Source organism: Saccharothrix mutabilis subsp. mutabilis, assembly GCF_039521145.1.
In the GTDB taxonomy this organism is placed as follows: domain Bacteria; phylum Actinomycetota; class Actinomycetes; order Mycobacteriales; family Pseudonocardiaceae; genus Actinosynnema; species Actinosynnema mutabilis.
Genome location: NZ_BAAABU010000002.1, coordinates 601,478 through 614,222 on the forward strand (window position 1 = coordinate 601,478; position 12,745 = coordinate 614,222).

The following is a 12,745-nucleotide window of genomic DNA, read 5'->3' on the forward strand; positions in this document are numbered from 1 at the left end:
GCTGAGCATCGGAGAAAAGGAGCATCCGTTACGGGTCAAGGCGAGCGGCACCCAAACAGTCCACTATGGAGGGTCTGCGGATACACCGAAGGCCCCTGGGGTGTCCAGGGGCCTTCGGCCCAGGCCTGTCCGCAATTCTCGGGGACTCAGCCGGCGCGCCAGAGGGCGGGCGTGTTCGGCGGTTCCCAGCCCGGTTGGGCGGTGTGGGTTTGCAGGCACACGTAGCCCGCGCCGCTGTAGGTGACGCGCGCCCCCGTCGAGTACGTGGTGCCGACCGTCCACGTCGTCCCGCCGGGCGGGGTGGTCGTGGTCGTGGTCGGGCCGGTGGGCGACGTGGTCGGGTTCTGCGGCACGTTGAGCACGAAGTCGTACAGGCCCTCGCGGCCGGTGCCGACGTTGCGCACCGTCATCAGCAGGCGCGGGTCGAAGATCGTGTCCGTGTTGTTGCGCGGCTCGTTCGGGAAGTAGAGCTGCGTGGTCAGGATCCGACCGCCGGGGTTCTGCACCTTCACGTGGATGTGCCGCGTGCGCCCCGGGTACAGGCCCGGGACGATGGTCTGCAACGTGAACTTGCCGTCCGGGCCGGTGAACTGGTGGCCGCGGAAGCGGAAGCCCGTGTTGTCGTAGACGCCGTTGTTGTCGCACTGCCAGAAGTCCAGCAGCGCGTTGGCGATCGGGACGCACGCCAGGCCGAAGACGTACCCGCTGACGGTCAGGCGGGTGCCGACGGTGCCGGCGTCGACCAGCGACGTGCGGCGCGGCGAGTTGGGCTTGAAGTACGGGCCCTCGGTCTGCGGCGGGGTCGGGTCGTCGCCGTCGTCGCACTCCGGGGTCAGCTCCAGCGTGCCGCCGGTGCTCGGGACGGTGCGGGCCAGCGCGGGCACGCCCATCAGCGCGGCGGGCACCGCGACGCCCGCGGCGATGGCCGCGCGCAGCACGGGTCGGCGGCTGACGTGGCGGGATCCGGTCTCGTCCTGGAGGGCGCCCTCGGTGGGGCGGTCGCCGTCCATAGGCGTGTCCATGCCTGCTCCTCGTGGGGATGGCTCGGGAATTCATCTCGAACCTATGGAGGCGCGGTGGTGGCGACGATGGACTGGACCGGTTGGTCGTGGTGTATCTCGCGGGCGGCCATCACTGTGAACGCCGCACCGCCCGGACGTCGCCCCGGCGGCGGAAGTCGCCCGGGCTCACGCCGGTCTCGCGCCGGAAGAAGCGGCAGAAGTAGGCCGGGTCGCCGAACCCGACGCGTCCGGCGATCTGCCGCACGGTCAGGTCCGTCCGGGCCAGCAGCCGCTTGGCCTCGCCGGCGCGGGCCTCGCGCACCAGTTGGGAGGGCGTGCGGCCGGTCGCCGCCTTGACCGCCTCGGTGAGGTAGCCGGGGGTCACGCCGATCCGCTCGGCGTAGGCGCTCACCGACCACAGCCCGAGGTCGGGCCGCGCGGCGAGGCGGGCGAACTCCTCGGCGACGGCGCCGGGCCGGGCGGGCGGCACGGCGGACGCGGTCTGCGGCAGCCGGGCCGCGCGCACCACCAGGACGTGCAGCAACGCCCGCAGCACGGACTCGACGCCGCGCGCCCCGGCCCGGTACTCCTCGTCCAGCTCGGCGATCAGCCGGCCCATCCGGGCGTGGGTGGGCCCGTCGAGGGTCAGCCAGGGGCGTTCGGACAGCCGGCGCAGCAGCTCGCGGTCGCCGGGGTGGTCGAGCAGGAAGTCGTCGGTGAACAGGACGACGTGGCCGGACAGGTCCCGGGCGTCCCAGTGGTGCACCTGGCCGGGGGCGATGACGCACAGGTGGGGCGGCCGGAGCTCCCAACGCGCCAGGTCCACGACGTGCGTCCCGGTGCCGCCGGTGACGTAGACGATCTCGTGGAAGGTGTGGCGGTGCGGGAACGTCGCCCGCGACATCGGGCCGATGGCGTCGAACGTGCCGATGGCGAACGGCAGCGCGTTGAGCACCGGCACCTCCAGCCGGTGCATGGGCAGCTCACCGCCGTTCTGGACCTGGCAGGGCGTCCCGGGTAACACGGTCGTGCCGCGCATGTGGTGATTCCTCTCGCAGGGGTGGACCCGGCCCGGGTGACAGGGAGGGCGAAGGTCCAGACCAATCACTGTTCACCATGACACGGCCGGCGATCCCGCGGAACTGCTCCGAACGAGGGTGACCGACCGGGCGAACGGGCGACACGCGCCCAACTCCAAGTGGTCGATTACCGGGAGATGCGGTCGAACGCCGTTTCCGAATACTGCACCGAGACCCGTCCAATTCTGTTACCGACGCGTGTGTCCCAGCTCACCACCGTATCGCGCCGAAGACGCCGACCAGCCGGGTTACACCGGCTCTGACCTGCGACCGAAGCCAGGTTTTCACAGTCGAGAAGAATGCCGAGAGCGCATTCGGTAATCGGCTGTTAACGTCGGCCGAGGTGCCGGGACATGGCACCGGGGGTAGTCGAATCCGACATTCTGGAGCAATCGACATGAAGAAGTTCGCGCGCGTTCTCACCACGGCCGCGGCCGGCGCCGCAGCCGCTCTCGCGCTCACGGCGGGTGCGGCCCAGGCGGCCCCGAGCAGCTCGGTGTACCTCTACACGGGGACGAACGCGCACTGCACGTTCAGCGGGGACAACGGCGTGGCCGGCGGCGTCTTCTCGGGCTACGAGTGCCGCAACGGGGTGGCCGGCTACAGCGTGCTGGTGGACGCGACCGGCGGCTCGTTCAGCGACGTCTACATCAACACCTTCGACACGCTCGCGAACTGCACGTTCGCCGGCGACAACGGCACGTCCGGCGGGGTGTGGAACTCCTACTACTGCCAGTCGGGCTTCGCGGGCTACAGCCTGAAGGTCAGCGCCTGACCGGGCGGCCCGGGGCGCACCCCGCCCCGGGCCGTTCGAACGCCTGTTCGACCGATCCACAGGTGTGGACAAGCCTGTGGACAACCCGCCTAGGCGAACCGGTCCGCGGCGGCGAGCAGTTCGTCCACCGTCCACTGGTCGTAGGCGTGGACACCCCGCTTCTCCGCGACGACCCGGCCGTCCGGCGCGATGAGGAAGTCGGCGGGCAGCCCCAACCGCCCGCCCGACCCCGTGGGCAGCGGACGACGGCCGCGCAGGAACGGCCCCAGGTCGCGGACGAGCCCGCGGACGATCGCGCCCCACGCCCGCGGGTCCAGCACGGACCGCGGAGCCGCCTCCACGCCGAACTCCACGTAGAGGCGCTTGTCCGGGTCGGCGACCACCGCGAAGGGGAAGTCCGCCACGTGCCGCCGGAGTTCGTCCGCGGGCGAGTGGAAGACGACCACCTCGGCGATGCCGCGGGCCTCGATCTCGGCGTGCCGCGTGACGATCGTCCGCAGGTGCAGGTTGCACACGGGACAGCCGGCGAACCGGCGGAACTGCAGGTGCACCAGGCGGTCCGGGTCGGGCACCCGGACCGGGCCGCCCAGCACCGATTCCCACTCTCGCGTCGTGATCACGGTCGTCCCCCAGTCCGATGAGCGTGCGATGTACGCCTACGACGTTATGAGCGTATGCCGTACGCTGTCAAGCGCCATGCCACGACCCAGGTCGCTCACCCCGGAAGCCCTCGCCGCCGCCGCGCTCGCCGTGGTGGACCGCGACGGGCTGCCCGCCCTGTCCATGCGCGCGGTCGCGCAGGAGCTGGGCATGGGCACGATGTCCCTCTACCGGTACGTGCGGGAGAAGACCGAGCTGGAAGCGCTCGTCGTCGACCTCATCCTGTCCACAGTGGACGTCGAGCCGCCGGAAGCGCCGTGGCTCGACCAGATCACCGCGCTGATGGGGCGCGTGCGGCACGCGGTCGCCGCCCACCCGAACGCGGTCGTCCTGACGATGACCCACCGGCACCGCTCGCCCGCGCTGAGCCGGTGGTCGGAGGCGGTGCTGGGGGTGTTGGCCGCCAACGGGTTCGAGGGACCGCGGCGGGTGGTGGCCCTGCGGTGCCTGCTCGGCTACCTCATCGGCGCGGTGCAGTTGGAGCACCTGGGGCCGCTGTCCGGGCCGGGGACCGCCGTGCTGGCCGGGAAGTCGGAGTTCCCGCTGCTGGCCGAGACCGCGCGGGCGGCGTCCGAAGTGGACGACGGGTTCGCGGGCGGACTGGAGATCGTGTTGCGGGGACTGGCGTCCCGCTGAGGCGTTCAGGTTGACGCGGAGGTCGAGTGGGCGCCGACCTCCGCGTCAGACCGTGACGAACACGGAGTTCCGCTTCGAGCGTCACGGAACCGACAAGGGCGCGAAGCCGGTTCCCGCTGCGTCTCCAGGTCAGGTTCGTCGTGGAGGGGCCACGTGCCCGCCCCTGTCCCGTTCGGCGCGAACGGGGAGCTTCACCTCAGGCGATGCGGTCGTCGGGCAGTTCGAGCAGCTCTTCCAGCACGCTCGTCGCCGGACCGCGCCTGCGCCAGGAGAACCGGGACGGAGCCAGGACGTTCACCTCGTCCGCCGGCATCCGCATGGCCACCGCGTCGTCCTCCGTGTGCAACCGGACGACGTCGATGACGGCGTCGTGCGCGCGGACCCCGACCACGGCGGCCAGCTCACCGCGCGCGTCGCGCGGGTGCAGGAACTGGAACCCGCGCGCGATGAGCTGACGCAGTTGGAGCGTCGTGCGCTCGTCAGTCGACGAGGTCATCGAACTCCCCGTCCCTGGCACCGGCCACGAAGGCCGCCATCTCCGCCCTGGTGTAGACCAACGCGGGACCGTCCGGGAACCGGGAGTTGCGGACCGCGACGTCGCCGCCGTCCAGCACCGCTACTTCGACGCAGTTGCCGTACTGGCCGCTGCGTGCGCTCTTCCGCCAGGTCACGTCCCGCAAAGCCGCAGCGGACATGCCGTTGTGAGCCTTGCCGGCCATCGACACCACCTACCCAACGACGACGGAGTGCATCTGCACGTGCATTTGACTGTGCACGGACCGTAGCACTGCGTGAAGCACGGGTAAATGCACGTGCAGATGCAGATGCCGAATCTCGCCCGGACGGAGGAGTCGCTACAGGGCCGCTCGGAACTTCATGAGCATCTGTCGGCTTCGGTCCGGCGTCTCCGCGTCCACCGTCAGGCGGTCGAACCGGCGGCTGTAGAGCTCCAGCTCTTCCTGTTTGTCCAGGTAGAGGGCACCGGAGAGGTGTTCGAGGTACACGATGTCCGGCAGGTCGGGCTCACCGAAACGGAGCATCGTGAATGGTCCTTCCGCTGCGTAACCGCTCAACGGAAAGGGAACTATCTGAAGAGTGATCGGCGCGTCCTTGGTGACGGAGAGCAAATGCTCGATCTGAGCGAGCAGCACGTCGCGACCCCCGATCGGGCGATGCAGCACGGATTCGTCGATGATCGCCCACAGCCGCGGCGCGCTCGGCCGGAACATGATCTTCTGCCGCCGCATGCGCAGCGCGACCCGTCGCCTGACCTCGGGTCCGGCCAGGTCGGGACGGCCGTTGCTGGCGATCGCCATCGCGTAGGCCTCGGTCTGCAACAGGCCCGGGACGAAGTGCGTCTCGTAGGTCAGGATGCGGGTCGCCGCCTCCTCCAGGCCCACGTAGTCCTGGAACCAGTCGGGCATCAGGTCGTTGTAGCGGTGCCACCAGCCGGGCTCGTTGGACCGGCGGACCATCGCGAGGAACTTGTCCCGCGCGTCCTCGTCGGTCATCCCGTACATGGTCAGCAGGTCGGCGACGTCGCGCTCCTTCAGGCCGACCCGGCCCAGCTCCATCCGGCTGATCTTCGACTCGGAGCCGCGGATCGCGTAGCCGGCGTCGGCCCGCGTGATCTCGGCGGCCTCGCGCAGCCGCCGCAACTGCGAGCCGAGCACGATCCGCAGGGCGGTGGGACCGCTCTCCCGCTCGGCCGCCGAGTTCTCGGAGTCACCGGTGCGCATACCTGATCCTCCCGCCCGCGCCCTGTCGTGCGAACCCCCGCCACCCGAACAGCGGTTGCGTCCGAGAGGGGTGAACTCGCATCGTCACCGAACGTACACCCACGATCTTCCCCCGTCCGCCGCACACCGCTCACTCCCGCAAAGGGCGCATACTTCTACGCTCGTCGGACTGTGACGCGGTGCACAACCGCCGCCCCCTCGAACCACTCATGCGAGGTCACCAATGCCGGGCACGTCTTCGGACACCGCCATCCCCACCTACATCGACACCAGCAAGGCCAGCATCGCCAGGGTCTACGACGCCTTCCTGGAGGGCAAGGACAACTACGAGATCGACCGGGAAGTGTTGCGCCGGGTCGAGCGCGTGGCCCCCGAGGCGAAGACGCTGGCCGTGGACAACCGCTCGTTCCTGATCCGGGTCACCCGGTTCATCGCGAGCCAGACCGGCGTCACGCAGTTCCTCGACTGCGGCTCCGGTCTGCCCACCGCGGAGAACACACACCAAGTGGCGCAACGGATCCAGCCCGACGCCCGGGTCGTGTACGTGGACAACGACCCGGTGGTGCTGGCCCACGGCCGCGCGCTGCTGGAGGAGAACGACCAGACCCACTTCTCCGCGGCGGACATCTTCAAGCCGCAGGAGATCCTCAACGACGAGGTCGTGCGCCGCCACATCGACTTCGACCAGCCGATGGCCCTGTTCCAGCTGGGCACCCTGCACCACTACAACGGCGAGTCGCCCACGCCGGCCGAGATCATGGCCGAGTACATCGAGGCGCTGCCGACCGGTTCGTACGTGGCGATCAGCCACTTCCTGGACCCGCAGACCGAGGAGCACTCGGCGATCGCGCGCCGCATGGAGGAGACGTTCCTGCACTCCCCCATGGGTTCCGGCCGCTTCGCCACCCACGACGAGCTGCTCGGCATGTTCAACGGCTTGGAGCTGGTGGACCCGGGTCTGGTGATCTGCGCCGACTGGTGGCCGGACGGCCCGCGGCTCAAGGAGCTGGACGCGGTGTCGTACTGCATCGCGGGCGCGGTCGCCCGCAAGTCCTAGAAGCATTCCAGAGGGGGCTGGAAGCGCCGTGTCGCTGTGTGCGGCACGGCGCTTCCTTTTGCCTTCAGCGGCCGAAGAAATCGACCAGCACGGGCGCGGTGACCTTCGCCTTGACCATGTGGGTCTGCCCGGGGAGCACGGTCAGCTCGGCGGACGGCAGGGTCTCGGCGAGCACGGCCTGGGAGTTGCGCATGTACTCGGGGCTCTTGCCGCCCGCGATGACCAGGCCGGGGGCCCGCGCGCCGGACCACCGGTCGGCCGGCGGCTTCTGGCCGCGCTGGAGTTCGCCCACCAGCGCGAAGTCGTGCGGCAGGGTGTGGGCGACGGCCTTGAGCTTCTTCCACGGCGGCGTGACGCGCATGATCGTCGTGACGACCTTCGGCGTGCCCACGTAGTCCATGAACATCTTCACCGCGTCGGACCGCCGGTCCTCCGCCACCGCGCGCCGCACCCGGTCCGGCAGGTCGGCGGGCATCGGGGCGTGCGTGCCGTCCACCACCATCGGGGACTCGTAGATCGCGTACCGCGCGACGGGAACACCCCGGTGCACGGCCTCGGCGACCAGCGCGCCGCCGGACGACATGCCGAACAGGTGCGCCTTCCCGCCGGCCCGTTCGACCAGCGCCGCGATGTCCTCGACCTCGCGGGCCACGTCGTAGGGCGCGGTGTTCCCGCTCTCGCCGCGCCCGCGGCGGTCGTAGGTGTAGACGGTGAAGTGCGGCGCCAGGGCCTGGGCGAGCTGGGCGGCCGGGCCGAACGCGCGGTGGCACAGCGCGCCGTCCACGATGATCAGCGCCGGGCCGGAACCCGTTGTGCTGTAGGCGATGCGAGTGCCGTCCTGAGACGTGACGTATCCCATGTCCTCCACCTTCAGATCTCTGCGCGGAGCTTGAGGGCGACCGCGGACACCCACAACCAGCTGACGACGGCGACCACGTACAGGATGACGGTCGCGTATTCGGTGCCCATGAACGCCATGGGCGCGATCGACACCACACCGGCCGCGACGCACAGCCACGACCAGGGCCCGGTGAAGCGGCGGGCGAAGACGAAGCACGACGCGATCAGCGCCGGGAAGGCCGCGAAGAACGCCACGCCGTGCAGGACCCCGTGCCAGGACAACGTTTCCGGCTGACCGGCGGGCGCACCGGCCGGGTACCCGAACGCCGGGTCGGCCACGAACACGCCGCCGCCGATCATGCCCAGCGCGAAGATCCCCAGCAGGATCGGACCCCACGTGCCGGCGCGCTGCCCCTTGAGCGCTTTCCGGACCCCGAAGGCGGAAGCGAGGAACAACAGTCCACTGAGGACGAAGTTGGCGATCTGCACCCAGCCGCCCTCGCCCAGCGACAGGAAGCTCATGGGGTGCCTGGTCAGGTCGAAGCCCTCCCGGGTGAAGGCCTGCGCGAAACCCGTGACCAGGTAGAGCGGTCCGGCGATCGCGCCGCAGCCGAGCAGCAGCTTCGTGGTGTCGTGGGTCTTGGTGAGCGTGGTCATGACAGGGTTCCCATCCAGGCGGACCACGTGCGCTCGTCGCGGTGGTCGTCGGCGAAGACGTGGTGCATGGCGATCAGGTGGCCGGTGATGCCCTGGAAGAAGCGGTAGATCGCGTCCGGGGTGCGGATGCCGATGGTCTGGGCGTTGGCGAAGTAGACGACGCCCCGCGTGCCGTCCACGTCCACCTCGTCGCCGGGGCGCGCGCCGCCGAGCTTGGTGTGCAGACGGGTCCACAGCGCCGGCCAGTCGCGGACCTCGGGGCCCCACACGGTGACCGGCTTGGCGGTCCGGCCCGCGAAGTGCGCGAGGTACTCGACCAGCGTGCGCCAGAACATCGCGCCACCGGCGGTCATCGCCTCGAACTCGTCGTGCCAGTCGTCGCCGGGCAGGAAGCCGCTGACCACCATGCGCAGCACGGTGCTGCCGTGGTCGCGGCCCTCGATCAGGAACTCGTAGGCGAGCTTGCGGCCGTCGGGCGCGGGTTCGCCGCCGTAGGCGAGGTGCTTGCCGGGCTCCCAGCCGGTGATCGGGTGCGCCGGCTCGTAGCCGCCGAACGCGCCGCGGATCGTCGCGCCCGGCTCGACCTCGTTGCGGCCCATGAACCACGAGTCGATGCCCGGGCCGGTCGCGATGGCGTCCCACACCTGGTCCGGCGTGACACCGGCCAGCTCGACCTCGTTGACCTCTTCGAACGCGTGGCCCATCAGGACTCCTTGGGGACGCTGGGGTGGACGGCGACGACGACGCGGTGCGGGCGCCCGCCCTCGGCCGTCTCGTCGTGGTACTTGGCGACCAGGCCGGCGACGGCGGTCGCGAGCTCTTCGGCGAAGGCCGCGCGGTCCCGCGCGGAGGCGAACCGGACCTCGCCGTCGATGGCGAACGTGGCGACCTTCTTGCCGGCCTGGGAGGCGCCGGTCAGGAGGTTCCCGACGTCCTTCACCAGCCGCGCCGCGACCGCCAGCAGCCACCGCGCGGACAACCGGTCCGGCGACCGCTCGGGGTCGGGCTGCACGGCGGCGAGCGCGACGGGGGAGATCACGTAGGAGGCGGCGGTCGCGCGCATGACCCGCTCGGTCATGTTGCCCTTGCGGCGCTCCTCGGCCAGCTCGACCAGGCCGTGCTGTTCGAGCGTGCGCAGGTGGTAGTTGACCTTCTGCCGGGGCAGCCCCACCTTGGCCGCCAGCGTGGTCGCCGAGCCGGGTTCGACCAGCTCGGCCAGCAGTCGCACCCGCACCGGGTCCAACGTCACCTCGGCCGTAGCCGGGTCCTCGATCACCGCCACTTCAAGCATGGGAGAACCTTCGCACCGACAAGCTGTGTTGTCAAGACAACTGAAGTTGTCGGTGGCTGACGCGGGTCGCCCGCCGCTCGTCAGCGTTCGGTGCGCGGCCCGTCAGCCTCCGCCGCCAGAGTCGGGCGCATGGTGCACACACAGGGGAAGAAGACGTGGTGGCGGCGGCCGTGGGTGGTGCCGCTCGGGTTCCTGGTCCTGCTGTTCGTCGCGTTCTCGCTGCCGCCCTACCTCAGCGGCGACCGCGCCCGGTCGCGCGTGCCCGACCCGGGCTACGACTGGTACTACCCGGCCCTCGTCGGGCACGTGGTCCTCGCGACCGTCGCGATCCTGACCGCCGTCCTGCAAATCTGGCCGTGGTTCCGGCAGCGCCACCCGAAGTGGCACCGGTACGCCGGCCGGGCCTACGTCTTCGCGGGCGTCCTGCCCGGCGGGGCGCTGGCGGTGGTGATCGGCGCGGTGAGCCCGTTCGGGCCGGTCAACGCGCTGGGCAACGTCCTCATGGGCACGCTGTGGCTCGGCTTCACCGTCACCGCCCACCGCCGGGCCCGCCAGAAGCGCTACGTCGAGCACCGGCGGTGGATGCTGCGCAGCGCCACGCTGACGTTCTCCATCATCACCAACCGGCTGTGGGCCGTCGCGATGATCATCATCCTGCCGTCGTTCAAGGACACGGCGTTCGGCGGCAGCGAGGTCGCCCTGATGCAGGCGACCTCCGCCATCTCCGCGTGGATGGGCTGGGTGCTGCCCTTCCTGTTCGTCGAGTGGTGGCTGGAGCGCGACGTCACGCGCAAGCAGCGCCGCGTTCAGCGGCCGGTGGAGGAGGCCAGGGTCGCGGTCTCGAACGCCAGCAGCTGACGCTTGCGGTCGATGCCGCCGCCGTACCCGGTCAGGTCGCCGGTCGACCCGACCACCCGGTGGCACGGCACGATGATCCCGACCGGGTTGCGGCCGTTGGCCATGCCGACGGCCCGCGCCGCCGTCGGCCGCCCCACCGCGGCGGCCAGCTCGCCGTAGGACACCGTCTCCCCGTACGGGATCGAGCACAGCGCCCGCCACACGGTCCGCTGGAACGGCGTCCCCAACAGGTCCAGCTCCAGCTCGAACGTCGTGCGCGTGCCCGCGAAGTACTCCTCCAGCTGCGCGACCACGTCCGCGAACGGCGCGGCGTCCACCGGCCCGAACGACTCGTCGTCGGGCCGGTACCGCTGGTCGGTCATGTAGAGCCCGGACAGCACGCCGTCCGTGGCCACGAGCGTCAACGGGCCGACGGGGCTGTCGACCGTGGTGTGGGTCATGGGGGTCCTTTCACGCGGGCAGCCGGTTGACCTCGTGGTCACCGGTCGCCCAGAGGTGTTGGACGGCGTAGGCCCGCCAGGGGCGCCACGCTCGTGCGCGCTCGACCAGCGCGCCGGGGGTGTCGGGCAGCCCGAGGTGCCGCGCGGCCAGCCGCACGCCCAGGTCGCCCGGGATGAACGCGTCCGGGTCGCCCAGCGCCCGCATCGCGATGACCTCGACGGTCCAGGGGCCGAACCCCGGCAGGGCCAGCAGGTCCGCGCGCGCCTTCGCCCAGTCCGCGCCGACGCCCAGGTCCAGCGCGCCGGACGCCAGCGCCCGCACCAGCGCGGCGAACGCGGTCTTGCGCGCCCGCGGCATGGCCAGCACGGCCGGGTCCAGCTCGGCGAGCTGCTCGGGCGTCGGGAACAGGTGGGTCAGGCCGTGGTCCTCGACCGGGGTGCCCGCGGCGGCCACGACCCGCGCGGCGTGCGTGCGGGCGGCGGCGGTGGACACCTGTTGGCCCAGCACGGCGCGCACCGCGAACTCGGCGGCGTCCACGGTCCCCGGCACCCGCCGGCCCGGGTCCTTGGCGACCAGCGGTTGCAGCACCGGGTCGCTGCCCAGCAGCTCGTCGACGGCGACCGGGTCGGCGTCCAGGTCCAGCATGCGGCGGCACCGGGCGATCGCGAGCGACAGGTCCCGCAGGTCGGTCAGCGCCAACTGGCACGCCACGTGGTCCGGTTCGGGCCGCAGCGACACCACCGCGTGCCCGTGCGGGGTGCGCATGGTCCGCCGGTACGCGCCGTCGCGCCACTCCTCCACCCCCGGCACGGCGGTGGCGGCCAGGTGCCCGAACAGGTTGTCCGGGCACAGCGGCGCGCGGAAGGGCAGCCGCAGCGACAGCGCCCCGGGCGCGGCGGACGGCGCGGACCGCCGCATCCGCAGGTCGGTGGGGGACATCGCGAACACCGCGCGCACGGTCTCGTTGAACGCCCGGACGCTGGCGAACCCGGCGGCCAGCGCCACGTCCGCCATCGGCAGCCCGGTCGTCTCGATCAGCAGGCGGGCGGTCTGCGCGCGCTGCGCCCGGGCCAGCGCGAGCGGTCCCGCGCCGAGTTCGGCGAGCAGCTGCCGCTCCACCTGCCGGACGCTGTACCCGAGCCGCGCGGCCAGCCCGGGGACGCCCTCGCGGTCCACGACGCCGTCGGCGATCAGGCGCATGGCCTTGGCGACCGAGTCCGCGCGGTGGTTCCACAGCGGCGATCCCGGACTCGCGTCCGGGCGGCACCTCTTGCACGCGCGGAATCCCGCTTGTTGGGCCGCCGCCGCACTCGGGTAGAACCGCATGTTCTCGACCTTCGGCGGCGCCACCGGACAACTCGGCCGGCAATAGATCCGCGTGGTGAGCACCGCGGTGAAGAACCACCCGTCGAACCGCGCGTCCTTGGACTGCACGGCTCGAACACAACGTTCGGCGTCTTGGTGCACGGCATCCAGCATCGGTCAACGCCACGCCGTTGGCTGGCGGAAAAGCGACATGAAGACAACGCCCGGCCGCGCCGCACGCCGTTGTGCGACCGCCGGCCTCAGGCGTGCAGGGGAGCCGCGAGCCTGGCCAGTGCGACCAGGTTCACCTCGGCCCGCTCCCGGTCGTGCGCGTCGAGCACGGTCCGGAGGATCGGGCACACCCTCGACTCCCCGGGGCAACCCCGGTCGTCACGGTCGGTGACCG

General features: G+C 71.3%; 16 protein-coding genes. 4 read left to right on the forward strand and 12 right to left on the reverse strand.

The genetic code is table 11. The features are described from left to right. Positions 1-146: 146 nt before the first annotated feature. Positions 147-1,010 (reverse strand): dioxygenase family protein, encoded by an 864-nt coding sequence (locus tag ABD126_RS06655; RefSeq protein WP_343932962.1) that lies wholly within the window; start codon positions 1,008-1,010, stop codon positions 147-149. Positions 1,011-1,131: 121 nt separating this feature from the next. Beyond that, positions 1,132-2,040, reverse strand: a complete 909-nt coding sequence (locus tag ABD126_RS06660) for a helix-turn-helix domain-containing protein (protein WP_343932740.1) — start codon at positions 2,038-2,040, stop codon at positions 1,132-1,134. A 437-nt stretch (positions 2,041-2,477) separates the two neighbouring features. On the opposite strand from ABD126_RS06660, the gene ABD126_RS06665 reads away from it, so the two are divergent. Next, a complete protein-coding gene (locus ABD126_RS06665) occupies positions 2,478-2,855 on the forward strand; it encodes a hypothetical protein (protein WP_343932741.1) in 378 nt (125 codons plus the stop codon). Positions 2,856-2,944: 89 nt separating this feature from the next. Here the strand turns inward: ABD126_RS06665 and ABD126_RS06670 are convergent, their stop codons facing one another. After that, positions 2,945-3,475, reverse strand: coding sequence for a peroxiredoxin-like family protein (locus ABD126_RS06670; protein ID WP_343932742.1), 531 nt, complete (start codon positions 3,473-3,475; stop codon positions 2,945-2,947). Between the two features lie 76 nt (positions 3,476-3,551). On the opposite strand from ABD126_RS06670, the gene ABD126_RS06675 reads away from it, so the two are divergent. Continuing rightward, a complete protein-coding gene (locus ABD126_RS06675) occupies positions 3,552-4,151 on the forward strand; it encodes a TetR/AcrR family transcriptional regulator (RefSeq protein WP_343932743.1) in 600 nt (199 codons plus the stop codon). 196 nt (positions 4,152-4,347) lie between these two features. On the opposite strand, the gene ABD126_RS06680 is transcribed toward ABD126_RS06675, so the two are convergent. The 3 genes from ABD126_RS06680 to ABD126_RS06690 all read right to left on the reverse strand — a co-directional run bounded on the left by ABD126_RS06680 (position 4,348) and on the right by ABD126_RS06690 (position 5,890). Continuing rightward, a complete protein-coding gene (locus ABD126_RS06680) occupies positions 4,348-4,647 on the reverse strand; it encodes a hypothetical protein (RefSeq protein ID WP_343932744.1) in 300 nt (99 codons plus the stop codon). Beyond that, positions 4,631-4,870 carry a DUF397 domain-containing protein gene (locus tag ABD126_RS06685; RefSeq protein ID WP_337723708.1) on the reverse strand — a complete coding sequence of 80 codons (240 nt, stop codon included), beginning with the start codon at positions 4,868-4,870 and terminating at the stop codon, positions 4,631-4,633. Before ABD126_RS06685 ends, ABD126_RS06680 begins: the two co-directional genes overlap by 17 nt. A 135-nt stretch (positions 4,871-5,005) precedes the next feature. Continuing rightward, complete coding sequence (locus tag ABD126_RS06690) at positions 5,006-5,890, reverse strand: helix-turn-helix domain-containing protein (RefSeq protein ID WP_343932745.1); 885 nt, start codon at positions 5,888-5,890, stop codon at positions 5,006-5,008. Between the two features lie 223 nt (positions 5,891-6,113). Here ABD126_RS06690 and ABD126_RS06695 point away from each other — a divergent pair, with 223 nt between their 5' ends. Next, positions 6,114-6,947 (forward strand): SAM-dependent methyltransferase, encoded by an 834-nt coding sequence (locus ABD126_RS06695; RefSeq protein WP_343932746.1) that lies wholly within the window; start codon positions 6,114-6,116, stop codon positions 6,945-6,947. A 64-nt stretch (positions 6,948-7,011) separates the two neighbouring features. Here the strand turns inward: ABD126_RS06695 and ABD126_RS06700 are convergent, their stop codons facing one another. Genes ABD126_RS06700 through ABD126_RS06715 form a run of 4 tightly spaced genes read right to left on the reverse strand, consistent with a single transcriptional unit; the run spans position 7,012 to position 9,735 of the window. Continuing rightward, a complete protein-coding gene (locus tag ABD126_RS06700; RefSeq protein ID WP_343932747.1) occupies positions 7,012-7,806 on the reverse strand; it encodes an alpha/beta fold hydrolase in 795 nt (264 codons plus the stop codon). An 11-nt stretch (positions 7,807-7,817) separates the two neighbouring features. Further along, the gene (locus tag ABD126_RS06705) at positions 7,818-8,444 is read right to left on the reverse strand and encodes a DUF998 domain-containing protein (RefSeq protein ID WP_343932748.1); all 627 of its coding nucleotides are present in this window, start codon (positions 8,442-8,444) and stop codon (positions 7,818-7,820) included. Next, the gene (locus tag ABD126_RS06710; RefSeq protein WP_343932749.1) at positions 8,441-9,148 is read right to left on the reverse strand and encodes an SRPBCC family protein; all 708 of its coding nucleotides are present in this window, start codon (positions 9,146-9,148) and stop codon (positions 8,441-8,443) included. Before ABD126_RS06710 ends, ABD126_RS06705 begins: the two co-directional genes overlap by 4 nt. Continuing rightward, positions 9,148-9,735, reverse strand: coding sequence for an ArsR/SmtB family transcription factor (locus ABD126_RS06715; RefSeq protein ID WP_343932750.1), 588 nt, complete (start codon positions 9,733-9,735; stop codon positions 9,148-9,150). Before ABD126_RS06715 ends, ABD126_RS06710 begins: the two co-directional genes overlap by 1 nt. A gap of 129 nt (positions 9,736-9,864) precedes the next feature. Here ABD126_RS06715 and ABD126_RS06720 point away from each other — a divergent pair, with 129 nt between their 5' ends. Beyond that, positions 9,865-10,593, forward strand: coding sequence for a DUF2306 domain-containing protein (locus ABD126_RS06720; protein ID WP_343932751.1), 729 nt, complete (start codon positions 9,865-9,867; stop codon positions 10,591-10,593). On the opposite strand, the gene ABD126_RS06725 is transcribed toward ABD126_RS06720, so the two are convergent. Together ABD126_RS06725 and ABD126_RS06730 are read right to left on the reverse strand one after the other, a co-directional pair. Next, a complete protein-coding gene (locus tag ABD126_RS06725) occupies positions 10,542-11,033 on the reverse strand; it encodes a methylated-DNA--[protein]-cysteine S-methyltransferase (RefSeq protein WP_343932752.1) in 492 nt (163 codons plus the stop codon). The genes ABD126_RS06720 and ABD126_RS06725 overlap by 52 nt on opposite strands. Positions 11,034-11,043: 10 nt before the next feature. After that, the gene (locus tag ABD126_RS06730) at positions 11,044-12,501 is read right to left on the reverse strand and encodes an AlkA N-terminal domain-containing protein (protein WP_343932963.1); all 1,458 of its coding nucleotides are present in this window, start codon (positions 12,499-12,501) and stop codon (positions 11,044-11,046) included. Positions 12,502-12,745 lie beyond the last annotated feature (244 nt).